The 25,546-nt window shown below is 26.8% G+C and carries 21 protein-coding genes and 1 riboswitch; of the genes, 15 read left to right on the top strand and 6 right to left on the bottom strand.

Annotated elements, in window-relative coordinates:
* Positions 1-99: 99 nt before the first annotated feature.
* Positions 100-3,456 (top strand): ribonucleotide reductase N-terminal alpha domain-containing protein, encoded by a 3,357-nt coding sequence (locus AS160_RS10660; RefSeq protein WP_165148846.1) that lies wholly within the window; start codon positions 100-102, stop codon positions 3,454-3,456.
* Positions 3,457-3,556: 100 nt separating this feature from the next.
* Positions 3,557-4,057, top strand: coding sequence for a hypothetical protein (locus AS160_RS10655; protein ID WP_165148843.1), 501 nt, complete (start codon positions 3,557-3,559; stop codon positions 4,055-4,057).
* Between the two features lie 37 nt (positions 4,058-4,094).
* Here the strand turns inward: AS160_RS10655 and AS160_RS10650 are convergent, their stop codons facing one another.
* The gene (locus tag AS160_RS10650) at positions 4,095-5,777 is read right to left on the bottom strand and encodes a Na+/H+ antiporter NhaC family protein (protein WP_165148840.1); all 1,683 of its coding nucleotides are present in this window, start codon (positions 5,775-5,777) and stop codon (positions 4,095-4,097) included.
* An 85-nt stretch (positions 5,778-5,862) separates the two neighbouring features.
* Positions 5,863-6,032, bottom strand: a riboswitch (Lysine riboswitch).
* A gap of 362 nt (positions 6,033-6,394) precedes the next feature.
* Here AS160_RS10650 and AS160_RS10645 point away from each other — a divergent pair.
* From AS160_RS10645 to AS160_RS10635, 3 genes are read left to right on the top strand one after another with little or no spacing between them, the layout of a single operon-like run.
* Entirely contained in the window at positions 6,395-6,727 is a 333-nt protein-coding gene (locus tag AS160_RS10645) for a metalloregulator ArsR/SmtB family transcription factor (RefSeq protein WP_165148837.1), read from the top strand.
* A 12-nt stretch (positions 6,728-6,739) separates the two neighbouring features.
* Positions 6,740-7,840, top strand: a complete 1,101-nt coding sequence (locus tag AS160_RS10640) for a permease (protein ID WP_165148834.1) — start codon at positions 6,740-6,742, stop codon at positions 7,838-7,840.
* Positions 7,841-7,867: 27 nt separating this feature from the next.
* On the top strand, positions 7,868-8,101 hold the full coding sequence (locus AS160_RS10635) for a thioredoxin family protein (protein WP_165148831.1): 234 nt from the start codon (positions 7,868-7,870) through the stop codon (positions 8,099-8,101).
* 11 nt (positions 8,102-8,112) lie between these two features.
* Here the strand turns inward: AS160_RS10635 and AS160_RS10630 are convergent, their stop codons facing one another.
* Positions 8,113-9,456 (bottom strand): FAD-dependent oxidoreductase, encoded by a 1,344-nt coding sequence (locus AS160_RS10630; protein WP_165148829.1) that lies wholly within the window; start codon positions 9,454-9,456, stop codon positions 8,113-8,115.
* 587 nt (positions 9,457-10,043) lie between these two features.
* Between AS160_RS10630 and AS160_RS10620 the strand changes: the two genes are divergently transcribed.
* The 3 genes from AS160_RS10620 (at position 10,044) to AS160_RS10610 (ending at position 13,364) form a co-directional block, all read left to right on the top strand.
* Entirely contained in the window at positions 10,044-10,631 is a 588-nt protein-coding gene (locus AS160_RS10620; protein WP_165148827.1) for a hypothetical protein, read from the top strand.
* Between the two features lie 19 nt (positions 10,632-10,650).
* Positions 10,651-10,962, top strand: coding sequence for a hypothetical protein (locus tag AS160_RS10615; RefSeq protein ID WP_165148825.1), 312 nt, complete (start codon positions 10,651-10,653; stop codon positions 10,960-10,962).
* A 692-nt stretch (positions 10,963-11,654) separates the two neighbouring features.
* Positions 11,655-13,364, top strand: coding sequence for a methyl-accepting chemotaxis protein (locus tag AS160_RS10610; protein WP_165148823.1), 1,710 nt, complete (start codon positions 11,655-11,657; stop codon positions 13,362-13,364).
* A 23-nt stretch (positions 13,365-13,387) separates the two neighbouring features.
* Here AS160_RS10610 and AS160_RS10605 read toward each other — a convergent pair whose 3' ends face one another.
* The 4 genes from AS160_RS10605 to AS160_RS10590 are packed head-to-tail and all read right to left on the bottom strand — an operon-like array spanning position 13,388 to position 16,810.
* The gene (locus AS160_RS10605) at positions 13,388-13,684 is read right to left on the bottom strand and encodes a nucleotidyltransferase domain-containing protein (RefSeq protein WP_165148821.1); all 297 of its coding nucleotides are present in this window, start codon (positions 13,682-13,684) and stop codon (positions 13,388-13,390) included.
* Complete coding sequence (locus AS160_RS10600; protein WP_165148819.1) at positions 13,677-14,099, bottom strand: nucleotidyltransferase substrate binding protein; 423 nt, start codon at positions 14,097-14,099, stop codon at positions 13,677-13,679. Before AS160_RS10600 ends, AS160_RS10605 begins: the two co-directional genes overlap by 8 nt.
* Positions 14,100-14,108: 9 nt before the next feature.
* Positions 14,109-15,425: a TldD/PmbA family protein gene (locus AS160_RS10595; RefSeq protein ID WP_165148817.1), complete on the bottom strand. Its 1,317-nt coding sequence runs from the start codon at positions 15,423-15,425 to the stop codon at positions 14,109-14,111.
* Positions 15,422-16,810 (bottom strand): TldD/PmbA family protein, encoded by a 1,389-nt coding sequence (locus AS160_RS10590; RefSeq protein WP_165148815.1) that lies wholly within the window; start codon positions 16,808-16,810, stop codon positions 15,422-15,424. The genes AS160_RS10595 and AS160_RS10590 overlap by 4 nt, the downstream gene beginning before the upstream one ends.
* Positions 16,811-16,933: 123 nt before the next feature.
* Between AS160_RS10590 and AS160_RS10585 the strand changes: the two genes are divergently transcribed.
* The 7 genes from AS160_RS10585 to AS160_RS10555 all read left to right on the top strand — a co-directional run bounded on the left by AS160_RS10585 (position 16,934) and on the right by AS160_RS10555 (position 25,529).
* Positions 16,934-19,756: a glycosyltransferase gene (locus AS160_RS10585; RefSeq protein ID WP_165148812.1), complete on the top strand. Its 2,823-nt coding sequence runs from the start codon at positions 16,934-16,936 to the stop codon at positions 19,754-19,756.
* A 151-nt stretch (positions 19,757-19,907) separates the two neighbouring features.
* Positions 19,908-20,774 (top strand): glucose-1-phosphate thymidylyltransferase RfbA, encoded by an 867-nt coding sequence (gene rfbA, locus AS160_RS10580; RefSeq protein ID WP_165148809.1) that lies wholly within the window; start codon positions 19,908-19,910, stop codon positions 20,772-20,774.
* 1 nt (position 20,775) lies between these two features.
* Positions 20,776-21,861: a DegT/DnrJ/EryC1/StrS family aminotransferase gene (locus AS160_RS10575; RefSeq protein WP_165148806.1), complete on the top strand. Its 1,086-nt coding sequence runs from the start codon at positions 20,776-20,778 to the stop codon at positions 21,859-21,861.
* Complete coding sequence (locus AS160_RS10570; protein ID WP_165148803.1) at positions 21,858-22,430, top strand: acyltransferase; 573 nt, start codon at positions 21,858-21,860, stop codon at positions 22,428-22,430. The genes AS160_RS10575 and AS160_RS10570 overlap by 4 nt, the downstream gene beginning before the upstream one ends.
* A gap of 4 nt (positions 22,431-22,434) precedes the next feature.
* Positions 22,435-23,502 carry a dTDP-glucose 4,6-dehydratase gene (gene rfbB, locus AS160_RS10565; RefSeq protein WP_165148800.1) on the top strand — a complete coding sequence of 356 codons (1,068 nt, stop codon included), beginning with the start codon at positions 22,435-22,437 and terminating at the stop codon, positions 23,500-23,502.
* A complete protein-coding gene (gene nth, locus AS160_RS10560; RefSeq protein WP_165148797.1) occupies positions 23,499-24,137 on the top strand; it encodes an endonuclease III in 639 nt (212 codons plus the stop codon). Before rfbB ends, nth begins: the two co-directional genes overlap by 4 nt.
* A 198-nt stretch (positions 24,138-24,335) precedes the next feature.
* Positions 24,336-25,529 carry a YgeY family selenium metabolism-linked hydrolase gene (locus tag AS160_RS10555; protein ID WP_165148769.1) on the top strand — a complete coding sequence of 398 codons (1,194 nt, stop codon included), beginning with the start codon at positions 24,336-24,338 and terminating at the stop codon, positions 25,527-25,529.
* Positions 25,530-25,546 lie beyond the last annotated feature (17 nt).

The following is a 25,546-nucleotide window of genomic DNA, read 5'->3' as shown; positions in this document are numbered from 1 at the left end:
AAATATAGATATTTCACAAAGTATTGTGTAAAGAAAAAGTTAAGACACAATATATTGTGGTATAATGATAAATGATGAAAATTATAAGGGGGTATTTTTGTGGAACAATTATATAATTTAGAAAGTTTTTTGGATTTTTTCTCTGATATAAATCCATCTGAAAATGCAGAAAGAATTTTAAGGGATAGGTATTTTTTAAAAGATGGAAATGGTAAATATCTTGAACATTCTTGGGATGATATTTCAAGAAGGGTTTCTAGATATATAGCAAGTGCAGAAATATTATATACAGAAGATATTGAAAAAATAAGAAATGTTGAAAAAATATATTTTAAACTAATAAAAAGTAGGGTTTTTTTGCCAAATAGTCCAACATTATTTAATGCTGGAAAAACACTTTCCAGAGATGTTTTTGAAAAAAAGTTAGAAGATATGACTTTAGAAGATTATAATTTTATTTTTAATTCGAGAAATAGACATAATATGTTATCTGCATGTTTTGTTGTGCCACTTGAAGATTCAATGGAAGGTATTTTTAATGCAGTAAAAGATGCTGCATTAATTCAAAAATATGGTGGCGGTGTTGGATATGATTTTTCAGTATTAAGACCAAAAGAAAGTTCTATAGCAGGAACAGGTGGTAAATCATCGGGTCCTATAAGTTTTATGCATGTGTTTAATACAACCGCATCAACTATAGAACAAGGTGGTGCAAGGCGCGGAGCTCAAATGGCAGTAATGAGATATGATCATCCAGATGTTATAGATTTTATTAACTCGAAAAAAGATAATGATGGTAAATCAGTTCTCAATTATTTTAATATATCTGTGAATTTCGATAATCCTGAAGAGTTTTTAAAAAAATTAGAAAATGATGAAGAAATTGAACTAACACATCCAAATTCAAACATAAAAAGAACAATTAAAGCAAGAGAGTTTTTTGATTTAATTGCTAATAATGCATGGAAGTCTGGAGATCCAGGGATGTTGTTTTTAGGAAGACATAATAAATATTATGCATTGGGAGATGTAACTCCAGTTAGTGCAACAAATCCTTGTGTTATAGGAGATACAAAAATATTAACAGATAGAGGATTAATAAATGCTAAAGATCTAACAACTGATATGAAAGTGTGGAGCCCAATTTCAAAACAATTTTTAAATATAGAAAAAGTGATTGACCAAGGCATTAAACCTGTGAAAAAAATAATATTAAAAAATGGTATAGAATTAGTAGCAACATATGATCATAAGGTTTATACAGAAAATGGTTGGGTTGAGATAAAAAATCTTAATGTAGGAGATAAGGTTAATGTAGTTAATGATCAAATAGAATTTGAAAAATCAAAGTTTAAAAAATCAATACTTGAAAAATCAATAATAGAAGAAAATCAATATATATCTTTAATTATGTCTAAGAATTTTTCATCATTTAAAGAAATAATGAAAAAAGAAATTTCTACATTGGAAAAAGAAATTTTTGAAATAATTTTTGAATCTGAAAAAGAAATTCAAAAGAATTTTTTAACATTATTGTTTTCTGCAAATGGTTCTGTAGATAATTCAGAAGGTTCTATTAGCCTATCTAGTAGTTCAAAAAAAGTTCTTCAAAATGTTCAATTGTTGTTATTGGTTTTTGGAATTAATTCTACATTAACACTTGAAAATGATTATAATAAAGAATATAAATTACTTATTTCTGGTGAGGATTCTTATAAATTTTATGATGAAATAGGTTTTGTTGATGAAAAACAATTAAATATGTTAATTTCTAAAAGGCATAATAATAATTTTATTGAAATTGCTGAAATTATTGATGCAGGTGAAGAAAGAGTATATGATATTACAGCAGGACCTGATTATGTATGGGTTACAAATGGGATTTTATCATATGATTGTGGGGAAGAACCTTTACCTCCATATGGGAGTTGTAATTTAGGTTCTATTGATATTGCAAAAGTAGTAGATTTTGTTGAATTAGGGAACCCAGAAGGCGAAAATAATGAATTGTATAAGGAATTAATATATTGGACAGCAAGGTTTTTAGATAACGTAATAGATATAAATGTATATCCACTTGAAAAAATAGATAAAGTCTCAAAAGAGCAAAGATTTATAGGTTTAGGTATTATGGGACTTGCCGATGCTATGTATAAAAAAGATTTACCATATAATTCTGAAGAAGGCAGAAGGTTTATGGCAGAAACATTGGCTCAATTTGCATATTATTCGCATTTGGCGAGCACTGAATTAGCAAAGGAAAGAGGTAATTTCCCATTATTTGAAAAGTCAAAATATAAAGATGGGTTTATACCTTTTCCTATGTTAGATGATGAATTTTCAGAGAATATAAGAAAATGGAATAAATTAATAAAAGAGCACTTTTTTAAAGATGCAAAAAAGTATAAGAGAAATGTTCAAGTAAATACAGTAGCGCCAACAGGATCCATATCTAATATTGCAGATACTTCAAGTGGAATAGAACCTAATTTTATGCTTGCATATATTAGATATATGACAGATAAAGAGGGTAATAGAGTACCGCTTCCATATATGAATAAAATATTGAGAGATAAATTAGATGGTGACTTAAACAGCGAATTAGAAGCAGAAATTATTGAAAAAGGATCTTTGCAAAATATAGATGGAATACCTGAAGAAATAAAGAGAGTATTTGTAACAGCTATGGACATTTCTGGGATGGATCATTTATTAGCTCAAAATGTTATTCAAAGTTATTTAGATGCATCATGTTCTAAAACAATTAATTTACCAAAAGAGGCAACTGTTGAAGATATAAAAGAAATATATAAAAAAGCAATGGAATTAAATCTAAAAGGTATAACAATATACAGGGATGGTTCATTAGAAACACAGGTTCTTACTAAGGCTAAAAAACAAGATGAAAAGAAAGTTACATTTTTTGTATTGGATGAAAAACATAAATTACGTGCAAGGCCAAGAAAAGAGACGTTAAAAAGTGTAACTAGAAAATTCAAAACAGAGTCTGGAACTGTGTATATTACAGTATCTTTTGATGATAATGGTGAGGCTATAGAAATATTCCTATCCGATGGAACAGAAACAGCTGAAATTATTGGTAGATTATCTTCTATTGCTTTAAGATCTGGTGTTTCTGTTGATGAAATATTAGAACAATTATCTAAAGTAAAAGGAACATATTGTAAAGGTATATCCAAAGAAATAAAAAGTGCATTAGATGATTTTGAAGCATTATGGCAAGAAAATGAAGTTGAGGTATTTCATGTTGGAAAACCTTTGAGCAAAGAAGAAGTTGAAAAATTTGTTCATGCTAATAAGCTTGAATATACAAAAGGATATTATGTTGACACAGAAGGAAATGTATATTGTCCAACGTGTTTAAGTAAAAATTCATTACTAATGACAGAAGGATGTATGTCTTGTAAAACATGTGGATGGTCAAAATGTTCATAATTAAAATGTTCATAATTAAATAGTGTTCATATAAAAATTGAATTATTTTAATTATTTAATGGTATACTAATATTGACATTTAAATATAGAGGTGAGAAAAATGGCAAAATGCAAAAATTATCATGAAGCAGCAATTGAAGGAGCAAATGACGGTATTTTTCATGGCGATCATATACATCCAACAGTAATGTTATGGACATCATTAGATGAAGAAAAAATAAAAAAATTAGTAGAAAAAGTATCTGAATTTGATGCTGATTATGCAAAAGATTTGGAAGATATGTTAAAAGAATATAATGTTGAAGTAGAAGATGTAGCAATACCTTTTCCATTTTCATTTGAAAGTGAAGAAGAATTTGAAATGGCTGAAAAATTATTAAAAGACGTATCTGATATTACAGAAGCAAAAGCATATTCTTTTATTGTTGAAGCTATGAGTATAGATGATGAAGAGGATACAGTACCTTCAATATTTACTGAATGTAAAGAAGGAGAAATATACTTAACTTTGTTTGATTGGGAGTATAATAGAGTAGATGAAGAAGAATATAATAGCTCAGATGAAGATATTCAAAGTTTTAGATTAAGTATATTTAATTAAAAAGGAATGGCTAGGCCATTCCTTTTTTAATTGGTTTTTAAATGGCTTTTAAATCTTTTGGATCAGTTGATTTACCAAAGAATCTTAAAATAGCCCATACTGAAGCAAATCCTAATATTAATGTAATCCAAATAGGTAATCCAATACCTACTAAAATATATCCAACTGCTGCAACTGAAGCAACTGTTACGGCATATGGTAATTGAGTTTTAACGTGATCAATATGATCAGATGATGATGCCATTGAAGACATAATTGTTGTATCTGAAATAGGAGAACAATGATCTCCGAATGTTGATCCTGTTAATACAGCACCTAATGTAGCAAATACTAATGTTGATGGGGCGTTTCCAGTATAAGCTGCTGCTAAAGGAATAGCTAAAGGTAACATAATAGCCATTGTACCCCAAGATGTACCAGTAGCAAATGCAACTATAGATGACATAATAAATACTAATACAGGAACTGCCCAACCAGGTAAAGATGAAGATACGACTTGTACTAAATATTCAGCTGTTCCTAAATCAGAGGCAATAGAACCAATTGACCATGCTAAAATTAATATAATTGTGGTAATAACTAATGATTTTGCACCTTCTACCCATGCTTCTAAAGCTTTTCTTAATGTCATAATACCTTGAGAAACAGCCATTATAACAGCAACTATACTTGCTAAAGCAGATGCCCAAATTAAAGCAGCTGAAGCATCGGCGTTACCAAATGCATTTCTAATTCCTTCTAAATTAAATGGCTCTTCTAATCCACCACCAGAATACCATAATCCAACAAATGCAAAAATAATTAATGTTAAAATAGGTACTAAAGCGTTTGATACTCTTAAAGGAATATCACTATTATCTAATTCTTTTTCAAAATCTGTAGATAACATAGGTTCAGCGCCATCAGCTAAAACCTTTCCAGTTAATCTAGCTCTTTTTTCTGCTTCATACATAGGACCAAAATCTCTCATTAAGAAACCAACCATAAATACCATAAATAATGCAAATAATCCATACATTCTATATGGGATTGATTGGAAGAATACACCGTATGGGTTTACATCTGTTCCCAATGCGTTGAATGCATCACCAATTAATCCTAATTCATAACCAATCCATGTAGATATTGCTGCCATTGTAGCAACAGGAGCAGCTGTTGAGTCAACAATATATGATAATTTTTCCCTAGAAACATTTAATTTGTCTGTTAAAGGTCTCATAGTAGGACCAACGATAAGAGTATTGGCATAGTCATCGAAGAATACAACAACACCCATTAAAGCTGTAGCTAATTGAGCACTTCTAGCAGTTTTAGCTTTTTTAGCAAGTGCATTAGCGATAGCTCTTGTACCTCCCATTTTTGCAATAACTCCAACCATACCACCAATTGTTAATGTAAAAATAATGATACCAGCATGCCATCCATCAGCAAGAGCGTTTACTGGATATTCAAAAGTTTTTGTATAACTTTCAATAAGTTTCATGAAAAATCCAGAACTGGATGTGGCAAATACATTAATTACTGCTCCAGAAAAAATACCTAATAACAATGAAAGAATAACTTCTTTAGTAACAAAAGCTAAAACAATAGCTAGTAGTGGAGGAATAATTGACCAAAAACCATAATTTATTGTTTCAGTATCCCCCCCGTTTGCAAATGCTAAAGCAGACATTAGTAAAAATGTCGCCAGGATAAAAATTACCCAAATACGTTTTTTCATAGAACCCCTCCTTAAATAAGTTATATAATGAAAATTATAATAAAAAAAGCCTTCATTAGAAGGCCGTTTGAAATAAAGTAATTTTATTCCAAACGGCTCTCCGCATTAAGCGACAGTTATATAAGTATTCCTTATATAACCAGGCGTATAAGGTGGGTAAGCCTTATACCCTTCGGCAACTTCGCCTTTCATCTATCCCAAACCTACCCAAGCGATGGATAGATTACTCATCTTAGTTGCGCCTCCGTTTGTTATTAAAGATTATTAAATTTTGGGTAGAGTTTATCAGAAAAATATTTCTATTATATTTCTGTAATATAAAAATATATATGGTAAAAAATAAAATGAGTTTATATAAAAGCAAAATACTTAACCTCCCAGAAAAGATATTAACTTAAAATACAAAATTTAAATTATTATATCATAAAACCGCAAAATATGTCAAAAAAGATTAATATATCAAATGTTTGATAATTGTTATTAATGGATGTTAATCACTTTCTTTCTATATATTCTAAGAAATAATTAATAAATTTGTATTTTTAGAATAACAATTATTTAATATAAATATATTATTATATATCCGGATATGCGAATATATGAAAGGAGGGATTATTTTGATAGATGAATTAATGAAGATATTATCAGATAAAACAAGATTAAGAATAATTAATATTTTAAGTTTAAAACCAAGATGTGTATGTGAATTGACAGAAATTTTGGATTTACCACAATCAACAATATCCAGACATTTATCAAAAATGAAATTGTTTAAATTAGTTTTAACAGAAAAAGATGGTGTTTTTATAAAATACAAATTAAATAATGAATTTTTGGAAAAATATTCATTTTTAAATTATCTTTTAGATGATTTAAAAAATGAATTCAAAGAGGATTTAATTAAATCAGAAAAAGTAATTATAAAAGATGGAGTTTGTGTTATAAAATAATGGAGGTGTTTTATGAAAAAAGAGTTAAGATTATTCTTTTTAATTCTTTTAGCATTTTTAGCTTTCTATTTTATCCCTTTTACAAGTGAAGAGGTTCACAAAGCGATTATTGGCGGTTTTGAAATGCTTCATGATTATGCAAGGCAACATGTTTTATTATGTCTTGTTCCAGCATTTTTTATAGCAGGAACAATATCTGTTTTTGTAAGTAAAAATGCAATATTAAAATTATTAGGTCCTAAAGCTAAAAAAATAATAGCATATCCAGTGGCGGCAGTTTCTGGAGGAATATTAGCAGTTTGTTCCTGTACTATTTTGCCTTTATTTGGAGGAATATATAAACGTGGTGCAGGAATTGGACCAGCTATGGCATTTTTATTTACGGGTCCTGCAATTAATGTAGCAGCTATATTTTTGACAGGAAATGTATTAGGTTGGGAATTATCATTTGTTAGATTATTTGCTACTATAGTTTCTGCTGTATTTATTGGATTAATAATGCAAACTATATTTAAAGAAACAGGTGAAGGTGGATTTGTATTTGGTCAAGATAGTGAAATACCATGGCAAAAAACATTATTATTTTTAGGCTTTCAAATGGCTTTTTTAATAACAGGAAGCTTAAAAATAAATATAACATTAAAAAGTATATTAATGACAATTTTTGCGATTATATCAGTAGGTATAGCTTTAACCTTTGATAAACAGCATCAAAAAGAGTATATTAGTGAAACATGGGATTTTACAAAAAAAATATTGCCATATTTATTTGTAGGAGTTTTTGTCGCAGGAGTTATTTCAGTATCATTGCCAGAAAATGTTGTTCATACATTATTAGGTGGAAATAGATTGTTTTCTAACTTATTTGCATCAGTATTTGGAGCATTAATGTATTTTGCTACATTAACAGAGGTTCCAATAATACAATCATTAATGTCTTTGGGTATGGGAAAAGGTCCTGCATTAGCATTGTTTATGGCTGGTTATACATTAAGTCTTCCAAATATGATTGTATTAACAAAATTATTAGGTAAAAAGAAAGCATTTACTTATTTTGCATTAGTTGTTATTTTTTCAACAACATGGGGATTAATTTATGGAAATTTATTTTAAAAATTTTTTGAATGAGGAGGGCATTATATGAAAATAGAAGTTTTAGGTTCAGGTTGTCCAAGATGTAAACAAACATATAAGATTATGGAAATGGCTATGGATGAAACAGGAACAAACGCTGAGCTAATTTATGTTACAGATATAAATGAAATTATTTCTAAAGGCGTAATGTCTACTCCAGCAGTAGCAATAGATGGAAAAATAGTAGTTTCTGGAAAAATACCTACATTAGAAGAAGCAAAACAACTGTTAGAACAATAAAGAAGATGGCATCAAGCCATCTTCTTGTTTATATATTCTAATCCAGCAGTATTTAAGAAATTCCATGGTTTATTAAAATGTGGTTGGAAAAAGAAATCAATAAATGCTAATTCTTCCATTTTCATTTTATTTTGTATTACCACAGACATAGTATTTATTGATTGAGTTAAATCAGCTTTTGAACATATTTGAGCACCTAAAATTTTGCCATTTTTCTTTTTATACACAACTTTAAAAATTAATTTTTCATATGTTGGCATGAATTCAGGTCTATTATTTTCTGTTATTATTATTGACTCAACGTCTAAACCTTGAGATTTTGCCATTGTTTCAGTTAATCCTGTAGCAGCAATATTATTTTCGTATATTTTAATTCCAGATGTACCTTGTGTTCCTAAGTGTTTTAATCTTTTTTCTTTTAAGTTATGTGCAGCAATTGTTCCCATTCTGACAGCGTTTGTAGCTAATGGAATATACTCGTATTCTTTTAATGGATTATAATATACAGCACATGAATCACCTGCAGCAAAAACATCTTTTTCGCTTGTTCTCATATATTCATCTACAATAATTGCACCATTCTCTAACATTTTTAATTTATTTTTAAATAAATCAGTATTTGGTTTAAATCCCATAGATAGAATTACCAAATCAGCTTTATGTTCTCTTTTTGATGTAATAATCTTTTTAACCTTGTTATTTTCACCTTCAAATTTAATAACCTTTTCACCTAAAGCTAATTTGATGCCATGTTCTTTTAATGCACTTTCTGCAATATCTGTAAATTCTTTATCTAAATATCTGCTTAATATTCTATCTTCAATATCTATTAAAGTAACATTTTTTCCCTGTTCTCTAAATGCTTCAACTAATTCTACCCCGATGTATCCCGCACCAACAACAACAACATTTTTTACTTCATCCATTTTCTTTATTATTTCCTCTGCATGATAAAAATTTTTTGACAATAATATATTATCCATATGAATTCCTTCAATTTTTGGAATTACTGGCCATGATCCAGTAGTTATAATTAGTTTATCATATGAGTCTTCAAATGTTTCATTTGTCTCTAAATTTTCTACAAGTAATTTTTTATTTAAAAAGTCAACATCTTTTACATTATGTCTCATTTTTGTATTAATTCCTAAACTTCTTAATTGTTCAGGAGAAGAATAAAATAATCCATTTGGATCTTTTACAACTCCTTCAACATGTAATGCAATACCACATGATAAAAAGGATATATTATCATTTCTTTCATATACTGTAATTTCAGCATCTTTATATAACTTTGACGAATTTATAGCAGCAGCTGTTCCTGCATGTGTACATCCAATGATAACGATTTTCATAACAATTCCTCCTTGTGATATTTTTAACTTTGTTAATTTAAATAGGATTTATTTTATCGGTTTTATTATACCATAATTTGTAATGATTACAATTAAGAAAAAATTACAAAAAGATAAAAATATCACAAAAAATATTAAATAACATTACTAATAGCATTAACTGGACACCTACTTTGACATAAACTACAACCAAAACATTTTTTAATCAGCTTAATATAGTATAACCGTTTTAATATTTTATAATTTATGTTGAATTTTTTATCATAATAATTATGAATAAAAATTTAATTGGAAGCATTCAAGAATCAATTGGAATTGATGTCGTGGAGTTGCTAAAAAAATTTTTTAGAAAAATTGTTATTATATTAATAATAAGATTTTAGTCCTATATATTTTTGTTGTTATCAAGCCTATCAAATAATGGAACAACTGCTTTTTTATATCACATGATATATTAATTATTAATTTAATTTTTGAAAAAATAGAGTAAATATTTGATTTTTTGTTGACTTTTTTTTTTTTTGATTTATAATAATTATGTTTAATATTAAGCAAGTTTTATTTAAAATTTAAAAGGGGTATTTTTTATGTATTTGATTGAGATTCCATATATTTCCAAATTTATATTTGTACAAAAAGATAAAAATTTAAATACATTAAAAGAGATTCCAATTTCAAATATTTCAAAAAAAGATTTGAAAAATGTTAATTTTTATAAAATAAAAACACCTAATAATCTTGAAATCCCATTACCAATAATAAACAATAAGATTATCAAAACAAATAATAAATTAATGTGTTCAAATGAATTAATAAAGCAAATTCCGCGTTTAAAATATATTTATGTGTCGAATTCATTTAACGGAAAAGAAAAATGCGTATTTTATTTAGGAGCCAATAATACAATATTTATTAATTTTTCTTTTAATAAAATATATGATTTTAATACATATTATAATGTATTTGCTATATTAAAAAATGAGCAAAATATAATTCTTATGTCTTATTTTAATATATTTGAATTCACCACAAATGTTTCAGATGGTTATGTTATTTTTAAACTTAATTCACTTCATCTTATTCCAGGAATTTATTCTATTGATTTTTATATAAATGGAGTCAGATATTTTTCAAAAAATATTGAATTTAAAAAACTACTATATAATATAAAATGATTTACAAGGAGGGTTTCTTGTGAATATTAGAATGGATGCTATTTATGAAGGAAATGTTAGTGGTTATGGGCAAGTTAATCAAGGAAGATATATTACAGGATCAGAATCGTGGGAAAAACTTCAACAAAGAAATGCACAAAAAATTGAAGAATTTAATCAAAAAGGTATTGAAGCATGGAAAGAAACGGTATATGGTACGGTATCTGGTGCGATAGTTGGTAGTTTATGGGGAGCAGCTGCTAGTGGAGGTCCTGGTGTAATACCGGGTATTGTTGTGGGAGGAATACAAGGTGCGATTGGAGTTGATGTTGTAGAATGGTTAAAAAAATAATTATTACATTAGCAATGGGATTTTTTCCTTATATATTTTTAATATTATCAAACATATCAAATAACTTTATTACAAGACAAAATATGCACAATTATTTGATATCTTCTATATTATTGATTTTTTCTTATATTTTATATTCAATATTAAAAAGAATACAACAAAATAAAATAATAGATATTTCTTATTGTGTTGTTTTTTTCAGTATCACGTATTTTCTTATTTGGAAACATTTTATAGTAGTTATTATTTTCATTACTGAATTAATAAGGTTATTAACAAAAACAAAAATTTATAAGTATTGAGAAACTACTTTTTAAATATAAATGTTTTTAGAAATAGTCCTAAAAAAATAATAGAAATTCTAATTATTTTATTATATCTATTTTTTATTAAAAGCACTTACTGTTATAATGACTGTGAATATAGTTCTATTTTTATTTATATAAAAGTCTTGAATATAATAAAAATCATGAAGATTCTAAAAAAATCATTATAGTTAACAAAAAATGCACTCGGATAAGAGTGCATTTTATTTTTAAGTTAATACAAATATATATTTTATTTGTCAAAATATCCCCTATTATATCTTTAGTCATTATTTTAAGTTAGATTTTTTTGAATATGTATTTAATTGAAATTTTTATGATATAATAATATATCAAATGATAGATTAATTAATTTGGAGGGATAATATGAATCACAAATCATTTGAATGGGAAATATTTAAAAAAACTATTTATACTCTTATTATTATTGATACACCAGCACTATTGTTTAGTTATTACATATTTGCAGGTATTAAGAATTATCCTGTTTGGATATTTTTATTAGGATATTTAATTGCAATTCTAACTTTAGGTTTAGGTTTTGCATTTTTCAATAAATATCTAGCAAAAAAGGCTATAAATGATTCAAGAATTAATTTCCCTATATTCAGTTCAATTTCTCTATTTTTTGTAAACTTTATTGCTGCAACATTTGTAGGTCTATTTGCTAATTCTATTCAACCATTACCTGAAGAAACTTTAATTATTAGATTAATAGGAGCTTTAGCAATTAATATTAATATTATTGCTATTTATTTAATTATATATTCAAAATCAAACTTCTTAAAAAAATATGAAGGTGATGCAATTAATAATCTTATAATACCTATATCTTTAAAATTAACTATTAGTGTTCTCTCAATTTCAATGTGGATAGCTCCCATATTATTAAAATATATGAACTTAAAATTAGAATTGAATCTTGATATTCAAAAAAGTTTTGTAATGACAGGTATATTTTTAAATATATTATTAGCTTTTTCTTTGATTTATTTCTCTAAAAAAATACTTTTCGGATTACCTAAAATCACAGATGTATTAAATAAATTATCTAATGGAGATTTTTCAATGAAAACAGAATTAAATAGTTTAGATGAATTTAAAATAATTTCAAAAAATTTAGATAATTCATTATTTGGACTTTCTAATATAATTAAGAATGTTATTAATACATCTGATTCTTCCAAGATGATATTTAACGAATCACAAAATACTTTCTCTTCATTCAAAGAAAAAACTTATAACATGATTAATTCAGTAGAAAAACAACAAGAAAACATTGAAAGAATTACTAGTTCAGTCGAAGAGATTACAGCTAATATTGAAGAATTATCTAATCAGTCTCAAATACTTTCTCAAATGTCTTCAGATATAAAAAACAATTCTGTTGATTTACAAAAGAAATCTGATTTAAGTGTTGTAGAATTAAAAAAGTTAAAAAATATTACTGATAATCTTATTATTGAATACAATAATATTGAAGAAGATATTTTAAATTTAACAAAGCAAACTCAAGATATAGAAGAAATATTACTTAGCATTCAAAATATAACAGAACAAACTAATCTTTTGGCATTAAATGCTGCAATTGAAGCCGCAAGAGCAGGAGATGCAGGTAAAGGATTTGCTGTTGTTGCAGATGAAATTAGAAAGTTGGCTGAAGAGACTAAAAAATCAACAGAAATAATTACTGACACTATTCAAAATATTAGAAGTTCTTCAGATAAATTAAAAAATAAAATTGATATTTTAAAAAATAATATAAACGACACTAATAATGGATATAATTCACTATCAAATACTTTTGAATATTTCAAATCTTCTATTTCTGATATTTTAAATTCTATAACTTCACTAAATTCATTTAGTGAAAAACAGCATATTTCATCCGAAGAGATGAGTTTTGGTGCAAATGAGATATCTCAAAGTATTTCAAATATATCAATTCAGGGAGAAGAATTATTAAATATTGCTAAAAAAATAGAAGACAATTTATCATACTTATCAAATAAATATGATGAGGTAACAAAATCTTTTGAGAGTTTAGATAATTCACTAAAAAGATTGAAAATATAATAACTATAGCAGCCTAAAGGCTGCTATAGTTTTATTTTTATACATTTTTTATTTATAACCTTTTTAAAACTTTCAGAAGTTCTATTCCAATCAATAATATCAACTCTAAAAGGTAAATCTGACTCCTGAAATTCCTCTTCTAATTTAAATAAAACAGACATTTTAATTTTTTCATTACAATCTATAGCAATGTCTAAATCAGAAAATTTATTAGAGTTACCAGTAACTCTTGAACCAAATATGATTATTTGACAATCTTTTAAGTATTTTTTTAGAATATTTAAGACAATTCCAAAATGCTCGGATTTAATTTCAATCATTTCTCTCTTTTAGCCTTTCTAATAATATTTTAGCATCTTTAATGAAATCTTTTGATATATTATATACTTCTTCAGCTATTTCTAAATCATATGTATGTGATGTTAAATTTCTATATTTGTGATATTCAAACCAATTTTCTATATTTTCAATTAATTTATTTTCATAACTTAATCTAAATAATTCTTTTCTGGTTATTCCGTCAACATATGCTCGCCCTATATTTTCTTCCAACCATCTTTTCATAAATTTCCAACACAATTCATATGTGAATTCAAAATTTTGTATTACACCAGCTTTAATTCCATATCTAAATATAACATCCAAAGAGTCCATAAACTCTTTATCATTTGTTTTTTTTATTAATTCATCAAGGGAATTAATTGCTTTTTCTAAGCTTGAAAGATCTAAAGGCATTATTTTCACCTACTCATTACCGGCAATATCTATTTCTGAAATAATAACTGATGGTGTTATAGTACCTCCAAATGATATCCACATATCATTACCAACTTGTTCAACTTTTTTCATCATTTCTAAGAAATTTCCAGAAATTGTAATTTGTTCTACCCCACAAACAATTTCTCCATTTTCTATTTTTAAACCTTGTGCTCCTAATGAAAATTCTCCTGATATCGGATTAGCACCAGAATGTAATCCTTCTAAAGAAGTTATAATTATACCATTATTTAATTCTTTTAACAATTCATCAAATGATTTTTCTCCTGGTTCTACCAATAGGTTTATTGGCGCTATACCTCTACCAGAAGCATTACCAGTTGAGGCTTTTCCTTCTTTTTTAGCTGTTTTTAAATTGTATAAAAATGTTTTAAATTCACCGTTTTCTATTATTGTTTTTTCTTTAGTTGGCACTCCTTCACTATCAAAAGACGCATTAGATAATGATCCTTCATAATAAGGTACATCTTTTATTTTTAATACTTCACTTGCTATCTTTTCTCCAAGTTTATTTTTTAATGGTGACATATTTTTTTGGGCATTTTCTGCAGAGATCATTGGAATTAACATTGTTGATAATAATGATGCAAATTCATCGCTTCTTAAAATAACCCTATATTTACCACTTTTTACAGATTTAGAACCTATTTTTGATACAGCTTCTTTTACAGCCATTTCACTAATTTTTTCTATATCTAAATTTTCGGGTTTTGGAGCTAAACCATACCAAAATCCTGATCTTGGTGATTGATCTTTTGCAACTACTGAGAGATAAGCATATCCTCCATCCCCTTTATATGTTTTATCTAATCCTAATGTATTAGCCATTGAAACTTCTGTTGTTTGATGTCCATATACTGTCATAGGAACCATCATTATATTTTCATCCTTTGAAGCTACTTCAAACATTTTATTTAATTTTTCCATTTTTTCTTTTACACTGAGTTTTTCATATTCACCATAATATGATTGTATATTTAGATATTCCCCTGAACCATCATAGAATAAATTTTCTTCATTAGAATCTATTATTTCATAATTTGTTATTGCTTCTTCTAATAATCTCTCAGGATTATCAAAAATTGAAGTTGATGCTGAACCTATTTTTCCATCTTTTAATACCTTTAATGATATAGAACTATTGTTAGCATCCTTATATTCATCCATTTGACCATTTGCTAATCTTAATGAAAATTCATAATTTTTAGAGTATGAGATTTGTGCTTCAAATCCTTTTTCTTTAGCTAATTTAAATATTTTATCTTTAAATTCATCATATGTCATTTGTTTCGCCCCCCAACTATTATTTCAGATACCCTTATTGTTGGTTGTCCTACATCTGCTGGAATGGATCCAGAAATTGATCCACACATACCTTGACCTCTTGCAATATCATTTCCTACCATATCTATTTTTTGTATTATTTCATAACCTTTTCCTATTAATGTTGCACCTCTAACAGGCTTTGTGATTTTTCCATTTTCTATTAAATATCCTTCATTTACAGCAAAATTAAATTCACCTGTTGCTGGATTTACAGAACCTCCACCCATTCTTTTTGCATATAATCCGTATTCTGTATTTGCAATTATTTCTTCTGGATAACTATCACCAGGTAAAATAAATGTATTTGTCATTCTTGATGTTGGAGCAAATGTATAATCTTGTCTTCTTGCACTACCTGTTGGTTCCATATTCATTCTTCTTCCACCAAGTTTATCTATCATATATCCTTTAAGAACACCTTTTTCTATTAATAGGTTTCTTCTTGTTGGAGTACCTTCATCATCTATATTTGTTGAACCCCAAGCATTTGGTATTGTACCATCATCTACTGCAGATACACATTCTGCAGCAACTTTTTGACCTAATTTTCCTGCAAACACTGAAGCACCTTTTGCTACAGATGTTGCTTCTAATGCATGACCAACCGCTTCGTGGAATATAACTCCACCAAATTCATTTGCTATAACTACTGGTAATTTACCTGCTGGAGCTGGATCAGCTTTAACCATTTTTGTTGCTGTTCTTGCTGCTAATTTACCAGCTTCTTCTACATCAATTCTATCAAAAAATTCAAATCCCATTCCTGCACCAGGTCCATAGAACCCTGTTTCCATAACGCCATTATGTTCAGCTACTGCAGATATCATCAATCTTGTTCTAACTCTATTATCTTCTGCAAAAACACCCTCAGAATTTGCAACTAATATTTTTTGATTATATTCCCAATATCTCACTAATACTTGTTTAATTAAATCAGAATAATTTTTCGCTGAATGATATGCTCTTTTCATTATATCTACTTTTTTCTTCTTTGATATATCTTCAGGATATAATAATACAATATGCTTATTTTCAAATTCTTCTTTAGTTAAGTTTAAAGTTAAATCTTTTATTTTTATCTCACCTAAAGCTTCTCCAACTCTCTTTGCAACATTTAATAAACTTTCTCTACTTAAATCATTAGTATATGCATATACTGCTTGTGTATTTAAAAATCCCCTTATACCTACTCCAAAGGAATTACCTGAACTAGCGTTTTCTAAATCTCCATTTTTCATTTCAAAAGTGTTTGTATATCTTTTTTCAACAAATACTTCTGCAAAATCTCCACCATATTTTAAAACAGTGGCTATAATCTCATGTACTAATTCTTTACTTAACACTATTTCACCTCCATTTTTTATATATTTTAATTATAACACATTTTCATTAATTCGTAAAGCGAATTAATGAATTAAGGATTTTGATTATTTAAGTCGAAATATATAATAGATTGGAGGGATTTTATGAATTTAGAAAATTTAATCAATGAAAAAAAATATAATGAAATTATTGATTTTTTTAATAATACAAAGGATAAAACAGAAAAAGATTATATTTATGCCTCCATAGCTTATTATAATTTAGGTAAAAAAAATAAAGCTATAAATGTTTTAAAAAAATTGTTGTCTATTAATCCAAATAACCTTGACGCATTATTTAATTTATCCAGTATTTATTATGAACTCAAAAATTGGAATAAATTAAAAGAAATTGCTTTAAAATATTATGAAAAAGATTCTACAGACTGGGCTATTAATGATATGCTGGCAGATTTATGGTTATTCGAAGGACATTTTGATCAAGCTATATCCTTTTTAGAGAAAGCTTTTAATAATGCTCCTCAAGGTTCAGAATCTTACTTTAAAAATAAAATAAATAATTTTAAAAACAAGTTTGAAAATGCAAAAAAATTACCAAAATTATCTTTTATTTGTGCCAAAGGACTTGATAATTTTATAAATGATATAATCGAGGGATTATCTAATGAATATTGGGTAAGAAAATTTGTTGTAACTAAAAATGAAGAAATATATCAAGCAATAGATTGGGCTGATATTGTTTGGTTAGAATGGGCAAATGAAGTTGCTATTGTTGCAAGTAATTATAATAAATTATCAGGAAAACCTGCAATTATAAGATTACATAGTTATGAGTCATTAGCTTATTATCCAACAAAAATAAATTGGAATAATATAGATAAATTAATATTAGTTGCTGAACATATTAAAGATATAATAAAATCATATATTCATAATATAGAAAATTTAGTAGATATTGAAATAATTCCTAATGGTGTAAAAATTGATAACATTCAATTTACTAAAAGAGAAAAAGGATATAATATTGCCTGGGTTGCTAATATTTCTCATAAAAAGAATCCTCCAGTGATGCTTCAAATAATAAAAAAACTTGTTGAAAAAGACAAAAGATATAAACTTCATATTGCTGGAGATTTCCAAGAGTTAAGATACCAAATTTATTTAAAACATATTGTTAAAGAAATGAATTTAGAAAATAATGTAATTTTTTATGGTTGGGTAGAAAATATGGATGAATGGTGGAAAGATAAAAATTATCTTCTTTCTACCAGCATTCACGAAGGACACCCTTATAATATTATGGAAGGTATGGCAAGAGGTTTAAAACCAATTATACATAATTATTATGGAAGTAAAAATCAATGGCCTAATGAGTTAATATTCAACACAATAGATGAAGCTATTAATTTGATATTGGATAACAATTATGATTCAATTAAATATAGAGAATTTATTGAAAATAATTACTCTTTTCAAGTAATGATTAATAAAGTAAAAAAGGTAATAGCTTCTTTAATCGATAAAAAAAATGATATAAAGCATATGTTAGAATTATCATATAAAAATCCTGATAATTTCAAAAATAATGACTACATTTTAAATTATTATTTAGAAAAAGGGGAAATAAAAAAATTTATAGAATTTATAGAATATTTATTGATAAACGGAAAACTTGAATTAAAGCAAAAAATCAATTATTTTTTGAGAAATTTATATTTTAAATTTGATAAATATGATAGATTTGAATATTTATCAGATAATCCTTTTATATATTTAGAAAAAGAAGGAGAAAGATTTTTATATAAATATTATGACAAATACTTCAATCAAAAACATAAAAAAGATGAAAAAATACATTTTTTATTTGTTTTAAATGGCTTAGATTATTTTCAAGTATTATTTAGATTCGTTTTTGAAATGATAATTAATAGTAATAACGAAAATATTGAATATCATATTTTAAGTTTATTGGATGAAAATAGTTTTAGAAACGCAGAATATGCAAAAAACATATTAAAAAAACATAATATAGATTTTTTTATTCCAAAACCTTCAAATAACATAGAAGACATAATAATTCAATACTATGAATATATTTCAAAAGTAAATCCTGATATTTCATTTTACCAATCACTATATTTTGCTCCATATGGTATATTAATATATCCTTTATTAAGAAAAATTTCAAAACTAATAGGAAGGCAAATAACTCAAGATATAGAACCTTATTTTGACAATAAATTAGATTTTATTTTTACTGTATTAGAAGATAAAAATATTGCTAAAAATGTATTTCTTAAAGTACCACCAGTAAATTCAGAGTTGATTAATAAAAATAAGAATATAAAAAAAGATTATGATATACCTCAAAAAAATAAAGTTATTATCTCTATAGGACGAGCTATAAAATATTATAGCAAAAATTATTGGAATGTAGTGAAAAAATTGTCAGATGATATAGAAAACATTACTTTTGTATTTTTTGGACCTACATATGAGGGATTTTTTAAAGAACATATCCCTCCAAAATATATAAATAATAAAAAAATACTTTTATTGGGTGCAGATTTAAATGCACGAGCATATTTAAAAAGTTGTGATTATTTTATTAATTCCGATCCAAATGCCGGAGGATTTTCTTTTATTGAAGCTTATTATGCTAATTTACCTATAATAACTTTTGTTAAAGAATATGATTATTCCTTAAAGGGTATAGAAAATAGAATGAATACATTTCCAATGATGTTTTATAATGATGCTTTAAACATTTTCCCAAGATTAGGGAATTATGACGAACTATATAAATTTGCAAAAAAAATTATCCTTGATGAAGAGTTTAAAAATTTTGTTCAATCTAAAAGAAAAATAGAAAACAATGAGTTAGAATACAAAACATTTGTCAAATCATTTGAGAAATATGTTATAAATTTACTAAAAAAATCAGAAAATAATTTTGAAAATTCCTAAAATAAACAACTAATTTGTTGTAAAGTAAATTTATTAATACATTTTAATATAATTTTGCTTTTTAAGAAGTATTTAAGTTTTTTAGATTTAATATTAATAAATAATGTTTTTTATAAATTTTCTATCTAATCTAAATTAAAAGAGGGATAATATGAAAGGGATAATTCTTTCAGGGGGTCGAGCAACAAGACTTTTTCCTGCAACAATATCAGTTAGTAAACAACTTCTACCAGTATACGATAAACCAATGATATATTATCCACTTTCTATTTTAATGTTAGCTGAAATTAGAGATATTCTTGTTATAACCAATCCGGAATTTTTGCCATTATATAAAAGACTACTTATGGATGGTTCTCATTTAGGAATAACTATAACCTATAAAGAACAAACTCAACCAAGAGGGATTGCTGATGCTTTCTTGGTTGGTGAAGAATTTATAGGTAATTCAAATATAAGTCTTATTTTAGGAGATAATTTAGTTTTTGGTCAGAATTTTGGCGCAACGGTTCGAAAAGCAGCACAAATCAAAGAAGGAGCGGTAGTATTTGCTTATCCAGTTCGAAATCCTAAAGCTTTTGGGGTAGTTGAATTTGATAAAACTGGAAAAGCAATATCAATAGAAGAAAAACCTGAGAAACCAAAGTCAAATTGGGCAATACCAGGACTTTATTTTTACGACAATCAAGTAGTTGATGTAGTTAAAAAATTAAAACCGTCTTTACGTGGGGAATTAGAAATAACAGATGTAAATAAAGAATATCTTAAAATGGGAAGATTAAATGTTATTCCGCTTGGTAGGGGAGTTGCATGGCTTGATACAGGAACACCAGAAGGATTATTAGAAGCTTCAAACTTTGTAGCAGCAATTCAAAAAAGACAAGGTTTTTATATTTCATGTATAGAGGAAATTGCATATAGAATGGGGTATATAACAAAAGAACAATTGTTTGAATTAGGGAAGAAACAGGAAAAAACTGAATATGGGAAATATTTAATTGAATTGGCGGGTGAATAGAGTGATAAATGTAACTAGAAGTATAATGCCAGATTATGATAAATATATAAAAAAGATAGAAAAACTTTGGGAAAATAGATGGTTATCGAATAATGGTAAATATTTAGTAGAACTTGAAAACTCACTTGAAAAAAGATTTGAAACTAATTGTGCTGTTGTTTCAAATGGAACATTAGCTTTGTTAATAGCATTAGAATTATTTGATTTTCCAGAAAAAGCTGAGATTATCACAACACCATTTACATTTGTAGCTACATCTGGATCGATAATATGGCAAAAATATAAACCTATATTTGTAGATATTGACCCAATGACATTTAATATAGATACATCAAAAATCGAAGAAAAAATAACGGATAAAACAAAAGCAATTTTAGCAGTTCATGTTTTTGGAAATCCCTGTGATATAGAAAAAATAGATGAAATTGCTAAAAAGTATGAGTTAAAAATTATCTATGACGCTGCTCATTGTTTTGATGTTTATTATAAAAAAAAATCAATTTACAAATTAGGAGAAATTTCGATTGCAAGTTTTCACGCAACAAAAGTCTTTCATACTATAGAAGGCGGAGCCTTATTTTCTGATAATAAAGAATTAATAAACCGTGCTAAAAGATTAAGAAACTTTGGTTTTAATGAAAAAATTGAAATAGTAGATAAAGGAATTAATGCAAAAATGAATGAGTTCCAAGCAGCTATGGGATTACTAAATTTGGAAATTGTAGACGAAGAAATTGAAAAACGGAAAAAAAGATTTGAACTTTATAAAGAAAAATTGAAAGGTTTAATTAAATTTCAAAAATTATCAAATTATATAACTAAATATAATTATATATATATGCCTGTATTATTCGAAAATCAGGATATGAGAGATTTAGTATATTTGCAACTTAAAAAAGAAGGTTACAATACTAGGAAATATTTTTTTCCTTCTTTAGATGAAGTATACAATTCGGAAAATCAATGCAGGGTTTCACATAATATTTCTAAAAGAATATTACATTTGCCATTATATGGTGATTTAGAAAATGAAAATATTGAAAGAGTGTGTTCAATAATAGAAAATGTAGCGGGGGTGAATAAATGAAAACAAGTTTTTATACACCTGAAGAGTTAAAAGAATTTGGGTTCAAATCTGTAGGAAAAAATGTTTTAATTAGCAGAAAAGCATCAATATATAAACCTGAATTAATTGAAATAGGAGATAATGTTAGGATAGATGATTTCTGTATTCTTTCAGGAAAAATAAGACTTAGTAATTTTATTCATATAGCAGCAGGTTGTCACTTATTTGCTGGCGAAGCTGGAATAATAATGGAAGATTTCACTTGCACATCTGGAAAAGTAAGCGTTTATGCTATTACAGATGACTATTCTGGAGAATACATGACAAATTCAACAATTCCATTAAAGTATCGAAATGTAATAAATAAATCCGTGAAAATAGAAAAACATGCTCTGGTTGGAGCTGGTAGTATAGTATTACCAGGTGTAATAATTGGTGTCGGTTCAGCTGTTGGTAGTATGTCATTAGTTACTAAAGATGTGCCTGAATGGACTATTGTTGTAGGGATACCAGCTAAACCTCTTAAGGAAAGAAAAAAAAGTATTCTAGAATTAGAAAAAAAACTTCGTGAAGAACTAAATGTGGAGTGATAAAATGAATATACTAGTAACAGGAGTAGCAGGATTTATAGGAAGTAATTTTGTATATTATTACTTAGAAAAATACAAAGATAGAAAAATAATAGGACTAGATAAACTAACTTATGCAGGAAATTTAGAAAATTTAGAAAATTTAACTCCAGAACAAAAAGAAAGGTTTATATTCATAAAAGGCGATATAAACAACCAAGAATTAATAGAATACATATTTGAAACATATAAAATAGAAGGAATAATAAACTTTGCAGCAGAAAGTCATGTAGATAGATCAATACATGATCCACAAATATTCTTAAAAACAAATATAATAGGAACACAAACATTATTAAATGTAGCAAAAAAATATTGGGAAATAGACACACAAAAATATAAAGATGGAGTAAAATTCTTACAAGTATCAACAGATGAAGTATATGGATCATTAGGACCAACAGGATACTTCACAGAAAAAACACCACTAGATCCACATAGTCCATATTCAGCAAGTAAAGCATCAGCAGACTTAATAGTAAAAGCATATCATGATACATATAAAATGCCAACAAACATAACAAGATGTTCAAACAATTATGGACCATATCAATTTCCAGAAAAATTAATACCATTAATGATAAATAACGCATTAAACCACAAAGAGTTACCAGTATATGGAGATGGAAAACAAATAAGAGATTGGTTATATGTAACAGATCATTGTAGAGCAATAGACTTAGTATTTGAAAATGGAAAAACAGGGGAAGTATATAACATAGGAGGACATAACGAAAAAGAAAACATATACATAGTAAAAAAGATAATAGAAATACTCAGAGAAAAAACAGGAGATAAAGAAATAAATGAATGTTTAATTAAACATGTAAAAGATAGACTAGGACATGATAGAAGATATGGAATAGATCCAACAAAAATAAAAGAAGAATTAGGATGGGAACCAGAAATAATGTTTGATGAAGGAATAGAAAAAACAATAGAATGGTATTTAGAAAATCAAGACTGGATGAAAAGAGTAATTTCTGGTGAGTATTTGGAGTTTTATGATAAAAATTATGGAGGGACTAAATGAACATATTGAAATCAAAAAAAGAAGTAAAAAAAATCTTAGATATTTTATCAAAAACTTATACAAATCCTCAAACAGTTTTAAAATACAACAATAATTTCGAACTATTAATAGCTGTTATGCTTTCTGCTCAAACCACTGATAATCAGGTAAATAAAGTAACTCCTAAATTATTTGAAAAGTTTAAAACACCAGAAGATTTTGCAAAATTAGAACCAGAAGAATTAGAAAAATACATAAAAGGAGTGGGTTTATATAAGACAAAAAGTAAAAATATTATAAAGACTGCTAAAATTCTTGTAGAAAAATATAATGGAAAAATACCTGAAACAAGAGAAGAATTAATTAAATTACCTGGTGTTGGAAGAAAAACTGCAAATGTTATTTTAAGCGTGGCTTTGGGCAAAGATGCTATAGCTGTTGATACACATGTCTTTAGGGTAGCAAATAGAATAGGCCTTGCTAATAGTAAAGATGTAAGAGGTACTGAAGAAGATTTAATGAAGGTTATTCCTAAAGAACTATGGGGAAAAGCTCATCATTGGTTAATATTTCACGGAAGAAATACTTGTAAAGCAAGAAATCCTAAATGTGGGGAATGTCCTATAAAAGATTACTGTGATTATTATAAAAAGTAATATTAAAGCAAAAGAGTGCCTTTGCACTCTTTTTTTATATTAAATATAATAATAATTAGAAATATTATAAATAAAAGAGATAATTGAGTTTATTTAAAACTCAAAATACTAAAATACTGTTAATGAATTTTGACTTAATTTTTAATTTTAAACTAAAAGTTATATAATTTTATAAAGCTATTTTAGGGAGGGATATGTTTGACAACATTAGAATTAGCAGAAAAATATCGAGAAGACATTGTAAAGTTTATGAGCAAATTAATAAAAGCTCGAAGTTATTCAGGTGAAGAAAAAGAAGTTATACAAGTAATTAAAGAAGAGATGGAAAAAGTTGGTTTTGATGAGGTTATTATTGATGGTCTAGGAAATATTCTAGGTAGAATAGGTAACGGAAAACATGTTATTGCAATGGATGCACATATTGATACTGTTGAAGTTGGAAATCCAGACTTATGGGATAAAGATCCTTTTAGTGGTGACTGGGATGATGAATGGGTTTATGGTAGAGGAGCATCAGATCAAAAAGCTGGTATGTGTTCAATGGTATATGGAATGAAAATACTAAAAGATCTAAATCTTCTTGATGATTTTACAGTTTATGTAACAGGAACCGTTATGGAAGAAGATTGTGATGGATTGTGTTGGAGATATATTATTGAAGAAGAAAAAATAAAACCTGATTTTGTAGTTATATCTGAACCAACAAGTTTAAACGTATATAGAGGTCATAGGGGAAGAATAGAATTTAGAATAAAAACTGTTGGTCTTTCCGCTCATGCAAGCGCTCCTGAAAGAGGAGACAATGCTATATATAAAATGGCAAAAATCATAAATGAAATAGAAAAGTTAAATGAAAATCTTCATTATGATCCATTTTTAGGAAAAGGAACAATAGTTGTTTCACAAATATTCTTTAAATCACCTTCACATAATGCAGTTCCAGATGAATGTGTAATTCATATAGATAGAAGATTAACAGCTGGAGAAACAAAAGAAAGTGCTTTTGAAGAAATAAGAGAAATATTTAAAAAGACAGGTATAGATGCAGAAATTGTAGAATTGACTTATTCAAAACCATCATATACAGGAATTGAATACCCTGTAGAAAAATATTTTCCAACATGGGTATTTCCTGAAGATGCAGATATTGTTCAAGCTGCTAAAGAAACATATATTAGAACATTTGGTTCTGAACCTTTAATTGATAAATGGACTTTTAGCACTAATGGTATAGCAACAGCTGGGGTCTACGGTATTCCTACAGTAGGTTTCGGACCTGGAGATGAAAAGTATGCTCATGCTCCAAATGAAAAAGTAAAAATTGAGCATTTAGTAAAGGCAGCTGCATTTTATGCTAATTTTCCAAAGACATTAGTAGAAAAATCAAAATAATAAAATCATTATAAAAA

Source organism: Marinitoga sp. 38H-ov (assembly GCF_011057715.1).
Lineage (GTDB): Bacteria > Thermotogota > Thermotogae > Petrotogales > Petrotogaceae > Marinitoga.
The sequence above is the reverse complement of the archived record's forward strand: the minus strand, read 5'-3'. Positions and strand labels throughout refer to the sequence as shown.